At 72.0% G+C, this 19,005-nt stretch carries 17 protein-coding genes; 7 read left to right on the forward strand and 10 right to left on the reverse strand.

Features of this window, described 5'->3' with window-relative positions:
* Positions 1-4: 4 nt before the first annotated feature.
* Positions 5-1,630: an L-glutamate gamma-semialdehyde dehydrogenase gene (gene pruA, locus VFZ92_RS19140; protein ID WP_330877325.1), complete on the reverse strand. Its 1,626-nt coding sequence runs from the start codon at positions 1,628-1,630 to the stop codon at positions 5-7.
* A gap of 112 nt (positions 1,631-1,742) precedes the next feature.
* Between pruA and VFZ92_RS19145 the strand changes: the two genes are divergently transcribed.
* Both VFZ92_RS19145 and VFZ92_RS19150 read left to right on the forward strand, forming a co-directional pair.
* Positions 1,743-3,266: a helix-turn-helix domain-containing protein gene (locus tag VFZ92_RS19145; RefSeq protein ID WP_330877326.1), complete on the forward strand. Its 1,524-nt coding sequence runs from the start codon at positions 1,743-1,745 to the stop codon at positions 3,264-3,266.
* 77 nt (positions 3,267-3,343) lie between these two features.
* Positions 3,344-4,390 carry a fatty acid desaturase family protein gene (locus VFZ92_RS19150; RefSeq protein ID WP_414719949.1) on the forward strand — a complete coding sequence of 349 codons (1,047 nt, stop codon included), beginning with the start codon at positions 3,344-3,346 and terminating at the stop codon, positions 4,388-4,390.
* On the opposite strand, the gene VFZ92_RS19155 is transcribed toward VFZ92_RS19150, so the two are convergent.
* Genes VFZ92_RS19155 through VFZ92_RS19170 form a run of 4 tightly spaced genes read right to left on the reverse strand, consistent with a single transcriptional unit; the run spans position 4,299 to position 6,513 of the window.
* The gene (locus tag VFZ92_RS19155) at positions 4,299-4,976 is read right to left on the reverse strand and encodes a YidC/Oxa1 family membrane protein insertase (protein WP_330877328.1); all 678 of its coding nucleotides are present in this window, start codon (positions 4,974-4,976) and stop codon (positions 4,299-4,301) included. The two genes, VFZ92_RS19150 and VFZ92_RS19155, sit on opposite strands and share 92 nt — an antisense overlap.
* 30 nt (positions 4,977-5,006) lie before the next feature.
* Positions 5,007-5,294, reverse strand: coding sequence for a DUF6412 domain-containing protein (locus tag VFZ92_RS19160; protein ID WP_330877329.1), 288 nt, complete (start codon positions 5,292-5,294; stop codon positions 5,007-5,009).
* 17 nt (positions 5,295-5,311) lie between these two features.
* The gene (locus tag VFZ92_RS19165) at positions 5,312-5,917 is read right to left on the reverse strand and encodes a uridine kinase (RefSeq protein WP_330877330.1); all 606 of its coding nucleotides are present in this window, start codon (positions 5,915-5,917) and stop codon (positions 5,312-5,314) included.
* The gene (locus VFZ92_RS19170) at positions 5,914-6,513 is read right to left on the reverse strand and encodes a DUF402 domain-containing protein (protein ID WP_330877331.1); all 600 of its coding nucleotides are present in this window, start codon (positions 6,511-6,513) and stop codon (positions 5,914-5,916) included. Before VFZ92_RS19170 ends, VFZ92_RS19165 begins: the two co-directional genes overlap by 4 nt.
* Positions 6,514-6,641: 128 nt before the next feature.
* Here VFZ92_RS19170 and VFZ92_RS19175 point away from each other — a divergent pair, with 128 nt between their 5' ends.
* A complete protein-coding gene (locus VFZ92_RS19175; protein ID WP_330877332.1) occupies positions 6,642-7,274 on the forward strand; it encodes a lytic polysaccharide monooxygenase in 633 nt (210 codons plus the stop codon).
* Between the two features lie 34 nt (positions 7,275-7,308).
* Here the strand turns inward: VFZ92_RS19175 and VFZ92_RS19180 are convergent, their stop codons facing one another.
* The gene (locus VFZ92_RS19180) at positions 7,309-8,775 is read right to left on the reverse strand and encodes a transcriptional regulator (protein WP_330877333.1); all 1,467 of its coding nucleotides are present in this window, start codon (positions 8,773-8,775) and stop codon (positions 7,309-7,311) included.
* Between the two features lie 136 nt (positions 8,776-8,911).
* On the opposite strand from VFZ92_RS19180, the gene VFZ92_RS19185 reads away from it, so the two are divergent.
* Complete coding sequence (locus tag VFZ92_RS19185; protein ID WP_330877334.1) at positions 8,912-10,282, forward strand: aldehyde dehydrogenase family protein; 1,371 nt, start codon at positions 8,912-8,914, stop codon at positions 10,280-10,282.
* Position 10,283: 1 nt separating this feature from the next.
* On the opposite strand, the gene VFZ92_RS19190 is transcribed toward VFZ92_RS19185, so the two are convergent.
* Positions 10,284-11,741 carry a helix-turn-helix domain-containing protein gene (locus VFZ92_RS19190; protein WP_330877335.1) on the reverse strand — a complete coding sequence of 486 codons (1,458 nt, stop codon included), beginning with the start codon at positions 11,739-11,741 and terminating at the stop codon, positions 10,284-10,286.
* A 138-nt stretch (positions 11,742-11,879) separates the two neighbouring features.
* Between VFZ92_RS19190 and adh the strand changes: the two genes are divergently transcribed.
* Entirely contained in the window at positions 11,880-13,403 is a 1,524-nt protein-coding gene (gene adh, locus VFZ92_RS19195; protein ID WP_330877336.1) for an aldehyde dehydrogenase, read from the forward strand.
* Complete coding sequence (locus VFZ92_RS19200) at positions 13,400-13,768, forward strand: DUF779 domain-containing protein (protein WP_330877388.1); 369 nt, start codon at positions 13,400-13,402, stop codon at positions 13,766-13,768. Before adh ends, VFZ92_RS19200 begins: the two co-directional genes overlap by 4 nt.
* A gap of 347 nt (positions 13,769-14,115) precedes the next feature.
* Here VFZ92_RS19200 and VFZ92_RS19205 read toward each other — a convergent pair whose 3' ends face one another.
* Together VFZ92_RS19205 and VFZ92_RS19210 are read right to left on the reverse strand one after the other, a co-directional pair.
* Positions 14,116-15,669, reverse strand: coding sequence for a beta-N-acetylhexosaminidase (locus VFZ92_RS19205; protein WP_330877337.1), 1,554 nt, complete (start codon positions 15,667-15,669; stop codon positions 14,116-14,118).
* 133 nt (positions 15,670-15,802) lie between these two features.
* The gene (locus tag VFZ92_RS19210) at positions 15,803-17,314 is read right to left on the reverse strand and encodes a CYTH and CHAD domain-containing protein (RefSeq protein WP_330877338.1); all 1,512 of its coding nucleotides are present in this window, start codon (positions 17,312-17,314) and stop codon (positions 15,803-15,805) included.
* Between the two features lie 160 nt (positions 17,315-17,474).
* Here VFZ92_RS19210 and VFZ92_RS19215 point away from each other — a divergent pair, with 160 nt between their 5' ends.
* On the forward strand, positions 17,475-18,272 hold the full coding sequence (locus tag VFZ92_RS19215) for a hypothetical protein (protein WP_330877339.1): 798 nt from the start codon (positions 17,475-17,477) through the stop codon (positions 18,270-18,272).
* A 43-nt stretch (positions 18,273-18,315) separates the two neighbouring features.
* On the opposite strand, the gene VFZ92_RS19220 is transcribed toward VFZ92_RS19215, so the two are convergent.
* A complete protein-coding gene (locus VFZ92_RS19220) occupies positions 18,316-18,969 on the reverse strand; it encodes an HNH endonuclease family protein (RefSeq protein ID WP_330877340.1) in 654 nt (217 codons plus the stop codon).
* Positions 18,970-19,005: the final 36 nt, after the last annotated feature.

Below are 19,005 nucleotides of genomic sequence, written 5' to 3' on the forward strand. Positions count from 1 at the left end.
TCCCTCAGCCCTGGTGCGGGTGGCGGTACGAGGTCGGAGCCACGAAGGTCTCCTTGATGGACCGGGGGCTGACCCAGCGGAGCAGGTTGTGGATCGAGCCCGCCTTGTCGTTCGTGCCGGACGCCCGGCCGCCGCCGAACGGCTGCTGGCCGACGACCGCGCCGGTCGGCTTGTCGTTGACGTAGAAGTTGCCCGCCGCGAAGCGCAGCTCCCGCTGGGCGTGGGCGATGGCGCCGCGGTCGCGCGCGATGATGGAGCCGGTGAGGGCGTACGGGGACGCGCTCTCCATCTGCCGCAGCACCTTGTCGTAGTCGGCGTCGTCGTAGACGTGCACCGCGAGCACCGGGCCGAAGTACTCGGTGGTGAACACCTCGTGCGTCGGGTCGGTGCCGAGCAGGACCGTGGGCTGGACGAAGAAGCCGACGCCGTCATCGGCCGTGCCGCCCGCGACGACCTCCAGCGAGCTCGTGTCGCGGGCCGCGGCCAGGACGCCGGAGAGCTTGTCGAACGAGCGGCGGTCGATGACCGCGCCCATGAAGTTGTCGAAGTCCGTCACGTCGCCGACGGTCAGCGCGGCCACGTCCGCGAGGAACGCGTCCTTCATCCGGGCCCACACCGAGCGCGGCACGTAGGCGCGCGAGGCGGCGGAGCACTTCTGGCCCTGGTACTCGAACGCGCCGCGGACCAGCGCGGTGCGCAGCACGTCGACGTCGGCCGACGGGTGGGCGAGCACGAAGTCCTTGCCACCGGTCTCGCCGACGATCCGCGGGTAGCTCCGGTAGTTCGCGATGTTCGCGCCGACCTGGCCCCAGAGGTGCTGGAACGTCCTGGTGGAGCCGGTGAAGTGGATGCCGGCGAGGTCCGGGGACGCGAGCGCCACGTCGGACACGGCGATGCCGTCGCCGGGCAGGAGGTTGATGACGCCCGGCGGCAGGCCAGCCTCTTCGAGCAGGCGCATGGTGAGCTGCGCGGCGAAGTTCTGCGTCGGGGACGGCTTCCACAGCACCACGTTGCCCATCAGCGCGGGCGCGGTGGGCAGGTTGGCCGCGATGGCGGTGAAGTTGAACGGTGTGATCGCGTAGACGAAGCCCTCGAGCGGCCGGTGGTCGGTGCGGTTCCACACACCGGCGGAGCTGGTGGGCTGCTCGGCCAGCAGGGTGCGGCCGAAGGCGACGTTGTAGCGCCAGAAGTCGGCCAGCTCGCAGGCGGCGTCGATCTCGGCCTGGATGGCGGTCTTCGACTGGCCGAGCATGGTGGCGGCGTTGATCGTCGAACGCCACGGGCCGACGAGCAGGTCGGCCGCGCGCAGCAGGATCGCGGCGCGGTCGTCGTAGGACAGCGCCTGCCACGCGGGGGCGGCGGCGCGGGCCGCGGCGATGGCGGCCTCGGTGTCCTGGTGCGTCGCGCTGGTGAAGGTGCCGAGCACGGCGCGGTGGTTGTGCGGCTGCACGACGTCGAACCTCGGGCCGCCTCCCGCCCGCTGCTCGCCGCCGATGGTCAGGGTTCCCTCGAGCGGCTCCTTGACCAGCTCGACGAGCTTCGCCTGCAGTTCGGCGCGCTCCGGCGAACCGGGGGCGTACTGCAGGACCGGCTCGTTCACCGGCGACGGAACCCTGGTCACAGCGTCCACGAGCAGCTCCTCCACAACAGCGGGTGTCCCCTACAACGGTAGGACTCGGAGACCACCCGACCTTTGTACGACTGGCTAATATCGGGGTACCCATTTGGCTGAACGGACAAAGATGAGCCTCCAGGACGTGCTGATCGCGCTCGGTGACCCGCTGGTGGAACTCCAGGTCGCGCCCCGCGGGCTCGACGTGGACGTGCTGGACGTCGTGATCCTCGACCCGGACGACGTCCCGGACGTCCGGCCGGGCGACCTGGCGCTGGTCATCGGCGTGCGGGGCCGGGCGGCCGTGCCGCTGGTCCGCTCCGCGCGCCGGGCCGCCGCGGTGGTGGTGAAGTCCGACGGGGCGCTGTCGCCGCTGCTGCGGCAGGCCGCGCTGGACGCGGGGGTGGCGCTGGTCGCGGTCCGCCCCGAGGTCCGGTGGGAGCACCTGGAGTCGCTGGTCAGGGGCGTGCTGGTCAGCCCGTCGACCAACGGCGAGGTGCTCGGCGACCTGTTCGCGCTGGCCCAGACGATCGCCGCGCTGACCGGCGGGATCGTCAGCATCGAGGACACCTCCAGCCGGGTGCTCGCGTACTCGCGGTCCAGCGACGAGGTCGACGAGCTGCGCAGGCTGTCGATCCTGGGCAGGCAGGGCCCCGAGCCGTACCTGAAGATGCTCCGGGACTGGGGCGTCTACCAGCTGCTCCGGTCCGGCGAGGACGTCGTGCGCATCGACGAGCGCCCCGAACTCGGCATCCGGCGGCGCATCGCGATCGGCATCCACGCCGGGCCCACCCCGCTGGGCACGATCTGGGTCCAGGAGGGTGACGCGCCGCTGACCGAGCAGGCCGAACGGGCGCTGCTCGGCGCCGCCCGCGTGACCGCCCTGCACCTGGTCCAGCGGCGCAACGAGCCGACGGCGGCGTTCCGCGAGAACCTCCTCGCGTCGCTGCTGGACGGCCGGATGGACGCCGAGTCCGTGGCGGGCCAGATCGGCGCCGACCCCGGCAAGCCTGCCGCCGTGGTGGTGTTCGCCTCGCGGGACGAGTCCGCCGACCGGACCGAGGCCGAGTTGCGCCGCAACGAGCTGACCGGCCTGATCTCCGTGCACGCGGCGGCCTACCGGCGCAGCGCGCTCGTCACGCAGGCGGGCGCGCGCACCTACGTGCTGCTGCCCGACCTGCCGCCGGGGGCGCAGCTCCTCGCCCTGACCAGGGAGATCGTGGCCGCCGCGCACCAGCACGTCGGTCTCGGCGTCCGCGCCGCCGTCGGCTCCGCGGTGCCCACCCTGGACGAGGCGCGCGTGTCGCGGCAGGAGGCGGACCGCGTGCTCGACGCGATGGGGCGCGACCTGGACGTCGACGTGGCCACCCTGGACGACGTCCGGTCGCGCGTGCTCGTCAGCGAGACCCTCGCCCTGCTCGCCGAGCACCCCCGCATCCGCGACCCCAGACTGGCGAAGCTCGACGGCGACCTCGCGAGGTCCGTGCTCGCCTACCTCGACGCCTTCGGCGACGTCCGGTCGGCGGCGAAGCTCCTCCACGTCCATCCGAACACGCTCCGTTACCGCGTTCGGCGGGCGGCCGAGGTCTCCGGAATCGATCTGGACGACCCGTTGCAGCGCCTGTTCGCCCAACTGCAACTGAGGTTGGGCTGAGGTTCCCAACTGCTTTACCCGATTCGGACAACTCACCTCTACTCTGCGGAGTAGGGGAACATCGAAAGGAAACCGGGCTGTTGACCGTCGACGCGGCAGGCAAGCGGGGCAGCGACTTCGCTGAGCTATCCCGGACCATCAAGCAGGCGGGTCTCCTCGACCGCAGGATCGGGTACTACACCTTCCGGCTGGCGGGCAACGCGCTGGCGCTCGCGCTCGCCGTGACCGCCTTCGTGCTGGTCGGCAACTCGTGGTGGCAACTGGCCGTGGCGGTCGTCATGGGTGTGGTGTTCACCCAACTGGCCTTCACGGGCCACGACGCGGGCCACCGCCAGATCTTCCAGAGCAAGAAGGGCAACGACCTGGTCGGCCTGGTGCACGGCAACCTGCTCACCGGACTCAGCTACGGCTGGTGGATCGGCAAGCACAACCGCCACCACGCGAACCCGAACCACATCGACGAGGATCCGGACGTCGACATCTCGGTGCTCGCCTTCACCTCCGAGCAGTCGCTGACGAAGAAGGGGATCTTCCGCTTCATCACGAAGCACCAGGCGATCTTCTTCTTCCCGCTGCTCCTGCTCGAAGGTTTCAGCCTGCACGTCATCAGCGTGAACGCGATGGTGCGCCGCCAGGTCAAGGGCTGGGTCCTGGAGGCCTCGCTGCTGGCCGTGCACATCGTCGGCTACCTCGTCGCCGTGTTCCTGGTCATGTCACCGCTCAAGGGCGTCCTCTTCATCCTCGTCCACCAGGCGATCTTCGGCCTGTACATGGGCGTCTCCTTCGCGCCGAACCACAAGGGCATGCCCGTCCTCACCGACGAGCACCAGTTCGACTTCCTGCGCAAGCAGGTGCTGACCTCCCGCAACGTCAACGGCAACTGGTTCACCGACCTGGCGCTGGGCGGCCTGAACTACCAGATCGAGCACCACCTGTTCCCGAGCATGCCGCGCCCGAACCTGCGCCGGGCGCAGGCCCTGGTGCACGACTTCTGCGAACAGCACTCCATCTCCTACGCCAAGTGCGGCCTGTTCAGGTCGTACGGCTACGTGCTCCAGCACCTGCACGAGGCGGGCGCGCCGCTGCGCGGTGCAGCCAAGCTCGCTCGAGCAGCGTCCAGGTAGTCGTGGTCAGCAGGTAGATCCCGGCGGCCAACGGCAGCACGGCCGCCACCAGGACGGTGCCGAACGGCAGGTACCGCAGGACCCGCGTCAACGGGGTCCGCGGTACCCCGTTCCGCTCCGCCAGCGCCGCTGACCAGCGAACGGTGCCGAAGGCGACCAGAGCCAGCGCGGCGAACAGCCCGGCGAACACGGGCGTGTGCCCGAACCCGCCCAGCCACCCCGTCGCGAGCGGCGCGCCGAGGAGCGTGGAGTCGAGCAGCGGGCTCGGGGTGGTGACGAGCCGGTACACGACCATGAAGAACGGGATCTGCGCGAACATCGGCAGGAACCCGGCGAACAGCGACGTCCCGGAGTCCCGGTAGAGCTTCATCGTGGCTTCCTGGAGCTTCACGACGTCCTTGCCGTGCTTCTCCTGGAGCTCGCGCACCCGCGGTGCGAGGGCGGTCTTGGCCTTCTCGGCGCGCACGGCGGCCCGCGTGAGCGGGTGCATCAGGAGCCGGACGAAGGCGGTGAACAGGACGATGGCGGCAGCGGGCGTGACGAGCCCGGCCAGGGCAGAGCCCAGCGCGTGGAACAAGGTGGACAACTCCGTCGAATCGAGCGGGAAGAACCGGACCTAGGCGGGGGAGAAGCCAAGTCCGGGCGCTCGGGGACGGGGACGACCCGCGGCATCGGGGTCTCGCAGGCGGAGGAAGGCCGTGCGTTGGGCCTTCTCGCGCAACGACAGGGAACGGGTCCACGCCGGGGCGGTCCGCGGGACGACGGGACCGGCCACCAGCAGCAGCACGACGGCCAGCGCGGTGATCGCGGCGAGCAGTTCGGCAGGCTGGTGGAACAGGGTGGCCGCGTACAGGGCCGGGAACAGCACGACGAGCAGCGACCGCAACCGCCGCCACTCCGTCATGGCGCCACTGTACCCACTCACACCACCAGCGCGGGCCGGTCCGCGTGGTCGTAGCGGACCAGCACGTCGGCGTCGGGGTCGTAGCCGTCGTAGGCGGGCAGCGTCCACCGCCGGTCGGCCGTCGTCTTGCGGCGCAGCGCGCCGGGGGAGAGCCACAGGTGCACGGTCAGCTCGGCGGGCAGGCCGCGGTCGAGCAGCAGCGTGCCGTCCAGCAGCAGGACACCGCCCTCGCCCAGCGTCGTGTACGCCGCGCGGCTGGCGCGGTCGGCCTCCGCGTCCCACAGCGACGGCAGGACCTTGCCGGAGCCGCCCGGCTCCAGCGGCGTCAGCACCTCGCGCAGCAGACCGCCCGCGTCCAGCCAGTCGTGGCGGAACGCGTCCGGATCGGTGCGGCCGTGCTCCAGGCGCACGGAGGCGGGCCGCAGGAAGTCGGCGGCCGACACCCGCAGCGCCGGTCGGCCGCGGGCCCGCAGCGGGTCCACGAGCGCGTCGGCCAGCGAGCCGGGCTCGGCGGGGGCGGCGCCGTCCACGACCACGCGGGCCCACGCGGTGCGGGGGAGCGCGTCGACCCGCTCGACCAGCTCGTCCACGAGGGTCCCGGGTGTCAGGGAGCGGACCTTCACGACAGCGGGTAGTCCTCCCAGCCGGAGGGCAGGGTCGGCACGGGCCAGTCCGGGTCCGGCCTCCAGTCGGCCCACGCCGGGTCCCACCACGTGTCGCCGGAGGTCAGCATCGCCTCGATCTCCTTCCCCTGGCGCCGCACCCGGTCGGCCAGCTCCGCCGAGTACTTCCCCTCGACGACCTGGCGCTCGAAGTCCTCCCGGTCCCGCTCCACCCACGGCCCGTTCGCTGGAGCCCAGTAGTCCAGCTCGTGGTCGAGCGTGTCGAACCCGAGCGCGGTGCGCCGGTACGGGTCCTGGAGGTTCAGGTACCACCCGGTGAACCGCCGCGACGGCCCCTCCCAGTAGAGGTCGACCGAGTAGGCGTCGTCGGGCCGGTGCATCTGGAGCTTCCCGTGCCCGCGCCAGGTCGCGTTCCCCGCGAGCTGCTTCTCGTGCGGCCACGGGTGGTCCGGGTACCCGAACCGCGTTCCGGGGACCAGGAACACGACCAGCAGCCCCGGCTCGTCCACCACGACCCGCGAGGGCGTCACCACCCACGGCTTCCCGTGCAGCACCTCGCGGCGCAGAACCACGTCCCCCGGCTGGAAGTACCCCATGCGCCCAGCTTAGGGGGACCGGTACGCCCATACGGGCCTGGTGCGACAGGTCTGGACCTATGACACTTGGTGGTCTAGTCCTCTGCTGGGTGTCAGGCCGCCAACCGAACACTTGTGGGGAGTACCGCGTGAAAGCTCGCAAACTCGGTCTGGTGGCGGTCCTCGCGTCGATCGCCGTGGCACTGCCGATGCTCATGACCGGTGTGGCGCAGGGCCACGGCTCCGCGCAGGGGCCGTTCAGCCGCACGTACAACTGCCGGTGGAACGAGAACCCCGAGGCCCCGACGTCGGGTGGCTGCAAGGCCGCCGTCGCCGCGGGCGGCACGCAGGCGATGTACGACTGGCACGAGGTCAACATCGCCAACGCGGCGGGCAACAGCCGGTCGATCATCCCGGACGGCAAGCTGTGCAGCGCGGGCCGCGACAAGTACAAGGGCCTCGACCTGCCCCGCACCGACTGGGCGGCCACGAAGCTCACCAGCGGCGCGGACATCACCTTCCAGCTGAAGGCGACGGCCCCGCACCGCGGCACGTTCGAGCTGTTCAGCACCAAGACCGGCTGGAACCCCTCGGCGCCGCTCAAGTGGAGCGACCTCGACCCGTCGTTCGCCAAGGTCACCGAGCCCGCCATCGCCAACGGCGCCTACCAGATCAACGTGAAGCTCCCGACCGGCAAGACCGGCCGCCACCTGATCTACGTGATCTGGCAGCGCTCGGACAGCCCGGAGGCCTTCTACTCCTGCTCGGACGTCATCTACTAGCGCGCGGCACGGGGAGCCCGCGCCGGGCTCCCCGTCAGCCGTCCGCCTCCAGCGCGCGGCGCAGCTGCCCCACCACCAGCTCCCGCCGCGCGTCGTCGAACGGCAGCGCCCGCACCAGCAGGCCCAGCGCCTCCGCGTCGGCACGGCCGCCGTCGGTGCGGGTGAACTCCCACAGGCCTTCCGCGTCCCCCAGCGTGAGCACGGCCCGGCGCACGCCCGCGAGCAGGTCCTCCCGCTCCTCGCGCACCACCGGCGCCTCCGAGCGCGGCAGCAGCGCTCCCCGGTAGCCCGAGGCGGCGGCGCGCACGTCTCCGCACCTCAGCGCGTCCCGGACCGCGACGAAGTCGCCGCGCACGTCGGCGCACAGCCGGTACGGCTTGGTCAGCAGCGTGCCCGTGCCGACCTGGGCGCGCAGCCGGTGCAGCTCGGCCCGCACGGTCGCCGGGTTGCCCCGGTCGCCGTACAGCTTGAGCGCGAGCTGCTCCGCCGTCAGCCCCCGCGGGTGCAGCACCAGCGCCGTCAGCAGCTCCGCGTGCCGCCAGGTCAGCGGCAGCTCCCGGCCGTTCAGCACCGCGCCGGGGTGCTCGACGCCGAGGAAGGTCAACGACAGCAGCGGCTGCCGCGCCTGGCCGGTCGACTTCGCGACCCGCAGCAGGTACCCCTCCTCCAGCGGCTCCAGCACGCCCTCGCGGCCGTCGCCCAGCGGCACCCGGTCCGACGCGGGGTCGATCCGCCGCGGCACCAGACCGTGGGGTTCGGCGATGAGCACCCGTCCGGTGGGGCTGATCAGCGCGCCGGGCTCGCCGCGCAGACCGATGAGGTGCTTCATGTTCCGCGACCGCAGCAGCTCGTCGCTCGCCGCCTGGCGCAGCTTCAGCTCGCTCTCGGCCAGCCGCGCGGCGGCGGCCACCAGCGCGCCCATCGCCGGGTGCATGATGCTCAGCGGCCCGCTGATGTCGACCGAGCCGATCGTGGCCCCGCTGTCCGGGTCGTGCACGGGGCTCGCCGCGCACGTCCACCCGTGGTAGGTCCGCACGAGGTGCTCGGCGGAGTGCACGACGACCGACGTGTCGACCGCGAGGGCGATGCCCATCGCGTTCGTGCCGATGGCGTCCTCGGTCCACCGCGCGCCCGCGGTCAGCCCGACGCCCTCGGCGGTGCGCCGCACCTCCCGCGCGCCCTCCGTCCACAGGATGTGGCCGTCCGCGTCTGTGATGATCATGACATGCATCGCGTCCTCCGCGATGCCGACGAGCGTCTCCCGCAGCACCGGCAGCACGGTCGACAGCGGGTGCCTGGCCCAGCGGTCCGCGACCTCGTCCGGTCCGAGCACGATCGGCGCCTCGTGCCGGTTCGGGTCGACCTGAGCTGCCAGGGAACGGCTCCAGGACTCGGAGATCAGCGTGCGCGGCGTCAACCCGGCCGGGTCGCCGCCGAGCACCGCGTCGTGCACCCGGCTCAACGCACGCGCCTTCGAGCGCTGTTCGCCGCCCCAGAGCATCGGTCCTCCCGCTTCCGCCGTCAGGATGACGCGCGCCGGGTCGTCGCGGCAAGCCGCCCTCGATGCAACGCGACTGCAACGTCGATCTTCCTAGGTTCGGTGGTCCCCGACGCAACCCCAGGCTGGAGACCCCGACATGGCGAAGTACGCGGCACCGGGCCGATCGGGCGGCATCGTCTCGTTCCGCGACCAGTACGACCACTTCGTCGGCGGTGAGTACGTGCCCCCCGCGCGGGGCTTCTACTTCGACAACACCACACCCGTCACGGGCGAGGTGTTCACCAGGGTCGCCAGGGGCACGGCGGAGGACGTCGACCACGCGCTCGACGCCGCGCACGGGGCCGCGCGGGCGTGGGGCCGCACCTCGGCCGAGGAGCGCGCCACCGTGCTGTCCGAGGTCGCCGACCGGATCGAGGACAACCTGGAGGTCATCGCCGTCGCCGAGACGTGGGACAGCGGCAGACCCGTCCGGGAGACGCTGTTCACCGACCTGCCCGCCGCGGCCGAGCACTTCCGCTACTGCGCGGCGGTCGTCCGCGCGCAGGAGGGCGGGATCTCCCGGTGCGACGGCGACCTGGTCGCCCACCACTTCCACGAACCGCTGGGCGTCGTCGGCATCGCCGTCCCGTGGACCTCCGCGCTGCTCACCACCGCCTGGCACCTCGCGCCCGCGCTGGCCGCGGGCAACACCGTGGTGCTCAAGCCGTCCGAGCACACCCCCGCCTCCGTCCACGTGCTCATCGGCCTGATCGGAGACCTCCTCCCGCCGGGGGTCCTGAACGTCGTCACCGGCTTCGACGTCGAGGCCGCCGCGCCGCTGGCCGCGAACCGCCGCGTCGCTAAGGCCGTCGTCGTCCGGGAACCGACCCGCTGGACGCCGACCGTCTACTTCGCCGACCTGACCGAGCGCCAGGACGACCGCTACACCGACGCGCTGGACGGGTTCGCAGGCTTCACCCTCAACCGGGCGTCGACCGCGCTGGTGCAGAACAGGGCCTACGACCACTTCCTCCTGGACGCCACGGCCCGCATCGGCGCCATCCGCCTCGGCGACCCCCTCGACCCGGCCACCACGGCGGGTCCGCAGGTCAGCGCCACCCACCTCGCCCGCGTCCTGACCCGCATCGACCAGTGCGACCGCGACGGCGCCCGGCTGGTCATGGGCGGCGACCCCGTCGAACTGGGCGGCGGCTACTACGTGGCCCCGACGATCTTCGAGACCGACCAGAAGACCCGCGTGGTGCACGAGGACTTCACCGGACCCCTCACGCTGGTGAGCCGGTTCGACGACGCGGACGACGCGGTGAAGATCGCGAACGAGGGCCCGCGCTGCCCGTCCGCGAGCGTGTGGTCCCGCGACAACGGCGTGGCCTACCGCACGGGGAGGGCCATCCGGGCGGGCCGGGTGTGGGTGAACAACCACCCGCCGCACAGCGGTTCCCTCGGCGAGCGCCGCGAGCTGCTGGAGTCCTACCAGCACACCAAGAACATGGTCGTGGCGTACTGAGCTAGTCCGCCGCGAGCGCCCGCCGCAGCTGACCCGTCACGAGTTCCTGCCGCAGGTCGCCGAGCGGCAGGGCGTGGACGAGGCGTTCGAGCGCCTCGGCGTCGTCCCGGCCGTCGTCGGTCCTGGTGAACTCCCACAGGGTCTCCCCGTCCCCGCGCGAGATCACCGCCCGCCGCACGGCGGCCAGCAGGTCCTCCCGCTCCTCGCACACGACCGGCGCCTCGGACCGGGGGAGCAGCGCGCCCCGGTACCGCGCGGCGGCGGCGGCGACGTCCCCGCCCCGCACCGCCTCCCGCACCGCCACGAAGTCGCCGCGCACCTCCGCGCGCAGCCGGTACGGCCGCGTCGGCAGGACCCCCTCGCCGAGCTGCGCCCGCAGCCGGTGCATCTCCGCGCGGACGGTCGTGGGGTTGCCGCGCTCGCCGTACAGGCGCAGCGCGAGCTGCTCCGCCGTCAGACCGGCCGGGTGCAGGGTCAGCGCGGTGAGGATCTCCGCGTGCCGCGTGGACAGCGGCATCTCCCGGCCGTCCAGGACGGCGGTCGGGTGCTCCGTTCCCAGGAAGGTCAACGACAGCAACGGCATCCGGGCCGGAGCGCCCGCGCGCGGGACGCGGAGCAGGTAGCCCTCGGCCAGCGGTTCGAGCACGCCGACGCGGCCGTCGGGCAGCACCAGGCGGTCGGAGTCCACGGCGACCCTGGCGGGCAGCGTGCCCAGCGGCTCGGTCGCCAGCACCCGGCCGGTGGGGCTCAGCAACGCCCCCGGCTCACCGCGCAACGCCGTGAGGTGCCGCATGTTCCGCGCCCGCAACCGCTCGTCGCGGGTGGCGACCCGCACCTGCAACTGGCCCTCGGCGAGCCGGGCGGCGGCCGACACCAGCGCCCCCATCGCGGGGTGCACGGTCCGCAGCGGCCCGCTGATGTCGACCACGCCGAGGACCCGGCCGGTGTCGGGGTCGCGAACGGGGCTCGCCGCGCACGTCCACCCGTGGTAGGCCCTGACCAGGTGCTCGGCCGAGTGCACGGTGACCGGCTTGCCCAGCGCCAGCGCCGTGCCCATCGCGTTCGTCCCGCTGGCGGACTCGCTCCACTGCGCGCCCTCGGTCAGGTGCACGCGGTCGGCGGCCCTGCGGATCTCCGCCTCGCCCTCGCACCACAGGACGTACCCGTCGGCATCGGTGATGATCATGACGTGCATGGCCTCGTCCGCGATGCTCACCAGCGTCTCGCGCAGCATCGGCAGCACGGACGCGAGCGGGTGGGCGTCCCGCAGGTCGACGACCTCCGACGCCTCGTACACGACCGGCGCCTCGCGCTGCTCCGGGTCGACCCGCGCCGCCAGCGACCGGTACCACGACTCGGAGATCACCGGACGGGGCTCGCCACCGACACCCGCCAGCACGGAGTCGTACACCCGGCTGAGCGCGTGCGCGTGCCGCTCGGCGTCGTCGGCTGGGTGCATGGGACCTCCCGCACCCAGGATGACCCGCGGTTACCCGTGACCGCAACCCGCGGATTCGCCCGAACGGATGCAACGGACGTGCAACGTGGGGATGCCTAGCGTGAGACGCACACCACGCGACGAAGCGGGAGACGACACATGGCAGTGTTCGCGGCACCTGGTCAGCCTGGCAGCGTCGTGGCGTACCAGGAGCGGTACGACCACTTCATCGGGGGCGAGTACGTGGCCCCGGCCAAGGGCGCCTACTTCGAGAACCCCACCCCCGTCACGGGGCAGGTGTTCACCGAGATCGCCAGGGGCACGGCGGAGGACGTCGAGAAGGCCCTGGACGCGGCGCACGGCGCCTCACGCGCGTGGGGTCGGACCTCCCCGACCGAGCGGGCGAACATCCTCAACAGGATCGCCGACCGCATGGAGGAGAACCTCGAAGCCATCGCGGTCGCCGAGTGCTGGGAGAACGGCAAGCCCGTCCGCGAGACGCTGGCCGCCGACATCCCCCTGGCCATCGACCACTTCCGCTACTTCGCGGGCGTCATCCGCGCCCAGGAGGGCGGGATCTCGCAGATCGACCAGGACCTGGTGGCCTACCACTTCCAGGAGCCGCTGGGCGTGGTCGGGCAGATCATCCCGTGGAACTTCCCGATCCTGATGGCCACCTGGAAGCTCGCCCCCGCGCTGGCGGCGGGCAACTGCGTCGTGCTCAAGCCCGCCGAGCAGACCCCCGCGTCGATCCACGTGCTGCTGAGCTTCATCGCGGACCTGCTGCCGCCGGGCGTCCTCAACGTGGTCAACGGCTTCGGCGTCGAGGCGGGCAAGCCGCTCGCGTCGAGCAGCCGGATCGCGAAGATCGCGTTCACGGGTGAGACCACCACCGGCAGGCTGATCATGCAGTACGCCAGCGAGAACATCATCCCGGTGACGCTGGAGCTGGGCGGCAAGAGCCCGAACATCTTCTTCGAGGACGTGGCCGCGACGCGGGACTCGTTCTACGACAAGGCTCTTGAGGGCTTCACGATGTTCGCGCTCAACCAGGGCGAGGTCTGCACCTGCCCGTCGCGCGCGCTCATCCAGAGCTCCATCTACGACCGGTTCCTGGCCGACGCGACCGAGCGCACGAAGGCCGTGAAGCAGGGAAGCCCCCTGGACACCGAGACGATGATCGGCGCCCAGGCCAGCAACGACCAGCTGGAGAAGATCCTCTCCTACATCGACATCGGCAAGCAGGAGGGCGCCAGGCTGGTCACCGGTGGCGAGCGCGCCGACCTCGGCGGCGAGCTGTCGGGCGGCTACTACGTCACGCCGACGATCTTCGAGGGCGACAACAAGATGAGGATCTTCCAGGAGGAGATCTTCGGCCCGGTCGTGTCGGTCACCCGCTTCGACGACTACGACGACGCCGTGAAGACCGCCAACGACACGCTCTACGGGCTGGGCGCCGGCGTCTGGTCCCGCGACGGCGGCACGGCCTACCGCGCGGGCCGCGACATCCAGGCCGGCCGGGTGTGGGTGAACAACTACCACGCCTACCCGGCGCACGCGGCGTTCGGCGGCTACAAGGACTCCGGCATCGGTCGCGAGAACCACAGGATGATGCTCGACCACTACCAGCAGACGAAGAACCTGCTGGTCAGCTACTCGCAGAACGCCCAGGGCTTCTTCTGATGAACCGCGTCGACCTCACGGAGGCGGCGGCCGACCTCGTCCGCCGCCTCCGCGAGGACAACGGCCCGCTGATGTTCCACCAGTCCGGCGGGTGCTGCGACGGCAGCGCCCCGATGTGCTACCCGGCGGGCGAGTTCCGCACGGGCGGCTCGGACGTCCACCTCGGCGACCTCGTCGTGGACGACGAGGCGGTGCCGGTGTGGATGTCCGCCAGGCAGTTCGAGCTCTGGCGGCACACCCACCTCACCATCGACGTCGTGCCGGGCCGGGGCGGCGGGTTCTCGCTGGAGGCCCCGCTCGGCGTCCGGTTCCTGATCCGCTCGCGCTTGCTCACCGACGAGGAATCGTTGGCGTTGAACGGTTGAGGCCTTCTCGTCGGGTTCCCCTCGCTATCGTGGTCGTGATCCGTCGACCGTTCCGGGGGGAACTCGATGAGGACCTTGTTGCTCGCGCTCGTCGCGGGCCCCTTCTCGGAGCCGACCCCACCACGCCCGGCGCCCGGATCGTGCACGCGGTCGTGAAGCAACCCGTGATGCGTTCCGAGTGGCGTGCGGAGCCGGCCGGGAGAGGTTCGAGCAGGAGTGCCTCGACGGTCTGAACGGCCGTCGAGCGAGCGGGGTGGGGGCCTACGCGCGGGTCCCCACCCCGTTGTCGGTGCTCGATCGCCGCTGCTCCGCGGACGGTGACCCGACCTACCGACGCGGCCTCACCACTACCTGCCCCAGGGGACCTGGGGCGAGGGGTAGTAGTTGATGCCCGCTGCCTGCCAGCGGGGGGCCTGGGCGGCCAGCCGCCGGGAGAAGGCGGTCCAGTCGTGCGTCGACCGCGGCGACCACCCGAGTTCGGCGATGGCGGGCAGCCTCGGGAACGCCATGTGCTCGACCTCCGAGGAGTTCGTGAGGGTCTCCGTCCACAGTGGAGCCTCGACGCCGCGGACGGCCGACTCCGGCACGCCCTTCAGGTAGGCGCCGGGGTTCCAGTCGTAGGCGTCCCGCACGTCGGTGTAGCCCGCCCAGTCCAGGCCCAGCTCGGTGTTCTCGTCGTACTTCATGTCCAGGTACGCCTTGGACGCGGGCGACAGCAGGATCTTGTTGCCCCGCGCCGCCGCCGCGGCCACGTCGGCGTCCTCGTCGTCGGTGCCCCAGTACTGGGCGACGGCGGAGGTGGGCGGGGTCGTCTTCACGAACTCGTGCCACCCCAGCGCGGACTTGCCGTGCTTCCGCACGAGCGGCAGCACCCTGTCCATGAAGGTCTTGAAGTCCGGCTCGGTCGTGGAGTGCGCCTCGTCGCCGCCGATGTGCAGGAACGGGCCGGGGGTCAGCGCCGCCAGCTCGCGCAGCACGTCGTCGACGAACCGGTAGGTGATCGGCTTGTCGATGCACAGCGAGCTGAACCCGACCTCGATGCCGTCGTAGAGCGGCGGCGCGACGCCGTCGCAGTTCAGCTCGGCGTAGGACGCGAGGGCCGCGTTGGTGTGGCCCGGCATGTCGATCTCCGGGATCACCGTGATGCCGCGGGAGCCCGCGTACTCCACCAGGTCCCGGTACTGCTCCTGCGTGTAGTGGCCGCCGGGGCCGCCGCCGACCTCGATGCTGCCGCCGTAGGTCGCGAGCCGGGGCCAGCTCTTGATCTCGATGCGCCAGCCCTGGTCGTCCGCGAGGTGCAGGTGCAGGTAGTTGACCTTGTACGCGGCGATCTGGTCGACGTACCGCTTGACCTCGTCGACTGAGAAGAAGTGCCGGGCCACGTCGAGCATCGCGCCCCGGTGGCCGAAGCGCGGGTGGTCGAGCACGCTGCCGCCGGGCACGGTCCACGGCCCAGGCTGCTCCGTCCTCGCCTCGATCTTCGCGGGCAGCAGCTGCCGCAGCGTCTGGACGCCCGCGAACAGGCCCGCCGCGGCCCGTGCGCGGATCACGACGCCCCACGGCGTCACGTCGAGCTGGTAGCCCTGCTCGCCCACCGCGGGGTCGGCGCCGACGAGCAGCAGCGTCACGCCCCTCGGGGTCACGCCCGAGGACACCGGGAGGCGGTATCCGGTGGCGGGGCGCAGCAGCTCGGCCGCGTACTCGCCGACCCTGCGCGCGTCCGCCGAGCCGGGCTGGGTCTGGATCCTCGCGTTCGCGGTCAACGAGTAGTCCGCTCCCGGACGGGGGGTGACCTTGACCGGTGCGGGCACGATCTGGCGCAACGACGTCTCCGGGCTTGCTAGTGCTGGGCTCGCCGCGCCGACCGCGACCGCTGTGGTTCCCGCGAGCAGTAGTGCCAACGCGGCACCGGGCAACCGCCGTGTGTTTCCACCGATCCCCACGAAATCCTCCTGGCCAGGCTGGAACCAACCGTGCGGCGGCGGCTGATTTCACCGTTTCAGCCCGCCTGGGAGCTGTCAAGGTCCAGACCAATCAGGAGAGCTTCGGCTTCTTCACCGCCCGCCAGACGGCCGGGAACCGGTCCTCGATCCGCGCCGCCGCGCCGCTCTCCAACCCGTGCAGCAGGCCGAAGGCGAACCCGTTCTCGCCGTCCAGGTGCGCCTGCACGCCGAGTTCCCGCAGCACGGGGCGGGCCACCACGCTGTCCTGGTGCTCGCCGAGCAGCGTCTGGACTCCCTTGATCCGCTTGCGGTACGCCTTGGCCCGCGCGCCGAACACCGGCACGGCCGCCTCCGTCGTGTAGCGCAAGCGCTTGGCCGCCTTGCGCGACTCGTGCAGCGCCACGTCCCGCTCCACGCCGGGGTCGGTGTCGAGCACCTCGTCCGCGTGCCGCGCGAGCCTGCGGTAGGCCTTGTCCACGAGCTTCGGCACGACCTTCACCGCCTTCTCGGCGGCGACCGGGGTCAGCGGCGGCGAGGTCAGCAGGGCGTCGATCGAGTCCAGCAGCGCGATGTACCGGTCGCTGTTGAGCGCGGCCACGCCCGCCTCGTGGGCCGCGGTCTCCAGCGGGGCGAAGTGCCTGGTCAGCCTCGCCGCGACCGGCCCGAGCAGCAGGTCGGGGTCAAGGTCGGCCACCGCGCCGGTGAAGCGCTCGCGCAGCACCTCCAGGTCGCGGGCCTCGCCGAGCACGCCCGCCAGCCACTTCAGCTCGGTCGTCAGCTCGCGGGTCTGCTCGCGGTCGACCACCTTGCCGTACGCCTGGAGCGCGCTGCGCAGCCTCCGCGTCGCCACGCGCATCTGGTGCACGGCGTCCTCCCGGTCGCGCCGCACCGCCGGGTCGTGGTGCTTGAGCGCCGCGGTGTGCTCGTGCAGGTAGGCGAGGACGACGTCACCCGCGGTCGCCTTCCGGCCGGTGCGCGGACCGCGGGGCTTCGGCCCCATCCGGTCGGCCAGCAGGCGGGTCAGCTTCGCCGACGACGTGGACCGCGTGATGCCCGCGGTGGACAGCCGCCGCTCCACGACGTCGAGCAGCGCGCGGTCACCGCCCGCGCCCAGCTCGACCTCGATCTCGCGCCACTCGTCCCCGGCCGAGTCGTCGCCGACGACCCGCGCCAGCACCAGGTCCTCGACCACCTCGACCAGCAGGTCGCCCCGGTCGTCGACGAGCTGCCACCGCTCACGGGTGGTCTTGATCCGCGCGACCGGCTCCAGCGCCTCGCCCCGCGCGTGCACCCGCACCAGGTCGACCAGTTCCTCCGGCGGCTTCTTCCGCGCCTTGGTCAGCGGCACCCGGACCTCCTCGCGGGTGTCCTCCCCGACCGGGAGCTTCAGGTGCCAGCCCGCGTCGTCGCCCCCGGTGCGCCTGCGCAGCGTCACGCCCCCGCGCGCCAGCCGGAGGTCGGCGGTGTCGTAGTAGACGGCTTCCAGGTCGATCCGCTCGGGCCCGGCCTCCGCGGCCACGCCGGGGAACCCGTCGAGCGGTGGCAGGTCGCTGCCCGCCGGGGCCTCGTACTTGCGTTCGGTCTCGTGCACGGAGGTCGCCATCTTCTAGAAATACACCCCCGGCGCCCGGTTCACTCCTGTTCGCGCTGGTTGTCACGTTCCGTGTGTGCCGTTGACCTGGCCGGGGGTAGTCGTGGGCCCGTCCGCGTGGTTTTCCTGATCAACCCCTTGGCAGGGGTCCCCGGTGCGGTTGGCTGGCGGTGTGGCACCCACGGAGAAGGAACGGCTCGATGTGGTCGAGCCGGCGATCGCCGACCTCAAGACCGTCACCGAGGTGCTGACCGCCGAACTGGGCAGGGTCAGCGCGCGTCTGCTGGTGCTCGAACGCAGGCTGGCGGGTGCGGGCGCCGGTCCGGACGAGGACCTCGACGCCGTCGACGACGAGATCGCGGACGTCGTGGAGGCGCTGCGCAAGGCGTGGGACGCCGAGCAGGAGGTGCTGGCCGACTCGGTGCGCGTGCGGATCCGCCAGGAGGTCGCCGAGTTCGAGGAGTTGCAGAACCGGCGCGAGGCGGGCAGGCGCAGGCTGGAGTCCGGGCGCAAGCCCAAGTTCGAGCGCGACAGCATCGTCCACGAGATCCACCAGCTGGACTGGCACATCGGCGCGCGGACGAGCAGCGCCCAGGAGGCGGCCGACCGGCTGGCCGCCGACCAGCGCGCGACCCAGGAGGCGTGGCGGCTGGAGGCGATCGTCGCCGGGGAGAAGGCGCGGGAGGAGATGTGGGCCGCCGCGCGCACCAGGATCGACCGGGCGCTGGCCGCCGACCTGCGGCTGCCGGTGTGGTTCCGGGTCGGCCTCGGCGAGATCACCTGCCCCGACCCGGCCCCGTGGCTGCTGGCGGCCACCGGCCTGGTGGCGTACCGCCTGGAGTACGGGGTCACCGACCCGGTCCGCCCCCTCGGCCCGATCCCGTCCGCGTCCTCAGGCTCCGCCGCGTGGGTGCGGCGGACGGAGATCTACGGCGACGTGGCGGAGCAGATGAAGGGACTGCGCCCCTGACCGTGCCGCGCAGGCCGCCCCGGACCGCGAGCGGCACGGCGGATCAGGGGGCGCAGGAGGTGAGCATCGACGCCAGCGCGTCGTGCTCGGCCTGGTCGATCGTCAGCTTGTAGGTGGACTTCACGGCGATCCAGTCCTTCGAGTACTTGCACCAGTAGCCCTGGGCCGGTGGCTTCCACTTCGCCGGGTCCTGGTCACCCTTGGACCGGTTCGTCTTGGCCGACGTGGCGATCAGCTGGACGCCGCCGAGGTCGTTGGCGAACGCCTTGCGCTGGTCGTCGGTCCACGCGGCGGCGCCGGAACGCCACGCCTCGGCCAGCGGCACCGTGTGGTCGATGTCCATCTCGCCCGCGCTGGTGATCGTGAGCCCCTCGTACGGGCTCACCCAGGTGCCCTCGACGGCCTTGCAGTCCTTGTCGTTCTTCACGTTCGAGCCCTGCTTCTGGAGCACGACCTCGCGGGTGTCGCAGGAGTTCCCCTGGCCCGACCAGTGCGGGAACCGGTCCCGGCTGTAGCCCGCCATCTTGCCCTCCGGGCCGATCACCAGCCCGGCGAGCTGCGCCGCCGAATCACCCGCGGACGGGGGAGGGGCGCTGGTGGGCGAGTCGGTGCCCGCCCTGTCCAGGTACCACGCGAGAGCCGCCAGGACGATCACGATGACCAGGCTCGTCAACGCCGTGGCCTGCTTGCGGTCCATGCGCTGGGCCCTCCCGTCCTCGGTGGTCGACGGCCC

It is taken from the genome of Umezawaea sp. (assembly GCF_036375055.1).
Taxonomy (GTDB): Bacteria; Actinomycetota; Actinomycetes; order Mycobacteriales; family Pseudonocardiaceae; genus Umezawaea.

What these genes read in the sequence shown, in the direction of transcription:
- VFZ92_RS19145 (WP_330877326.1), top strand. Translation starts at nt 1,743, where the DNA reads ATGAGCCTCCAGGACGTGCTGATCGCGCTCGGTGACCCGCTGGTGGAA.
- VFZ92_RS19160 (WP_330877329.1), bottom strand. Translation starts at nt 5,294, where the DNA reads ATGACGGAGTGGCGGCGGTTGCGGTCGCTGCTCGTCGTGCTGTTCCCG.
- VFZ92_RS19170 (WP_330877331.1), bottom strand. Translation starts at nt 6,513, where the DNA reads ATGGGGTACTTCCAGCCGGGGGACGTGGTTCTGCGCCGCGAGGTGCTG.
- VFZ92_RS19180 (WP_330877333.1), bottom strand. Translation starts at nt 8,775, where the DNA reads ATGCTCTGGGGCGGCGAACAGCGCTCGAAGGCGCGTGCGTTGAGCCGG.
- VFZ92_RS19185 (WP_330877334.1), top strand. Translation starts at nt 8,912, where the DNA reads ATGGCGAAGTACGCGGCACCGGGCCGATCGGGCGGCATCGTCTCGTTC.
- VFZ92_RS19190 (WP_330877335.1), bottom strand. Translation starts at nt 11,741, where the DNA reads ATGCACCCAGCCGACGACGCCGAGCGGCACGCGCACGCGCTCAGCCGG.
- adh (WP_330877336.1), top strand. Translation starts at nt 11,880, where the DNA reads ATGGCAGTGTTCGCGGCACCTGGTCAGCCTGGCAGCGTCGTGGCGTAC.
- VFZ92_RS19210 (WP_330877338.1), bottom strand. Translation starts at nt 17,314, where the DNA reads ATGGCGACCTCCGTGCACGAGACCGAACGCAAGTACGAGGCCCCGGCG.
- VFZ92_RS19220 (WP_330877340.1), bottom strand. Translation starts at nt 18,969, where the DNA reads ATGGACCGCAAGCAGGCCACGGCGTTGACGAGCCTGGTCATCGTGATC.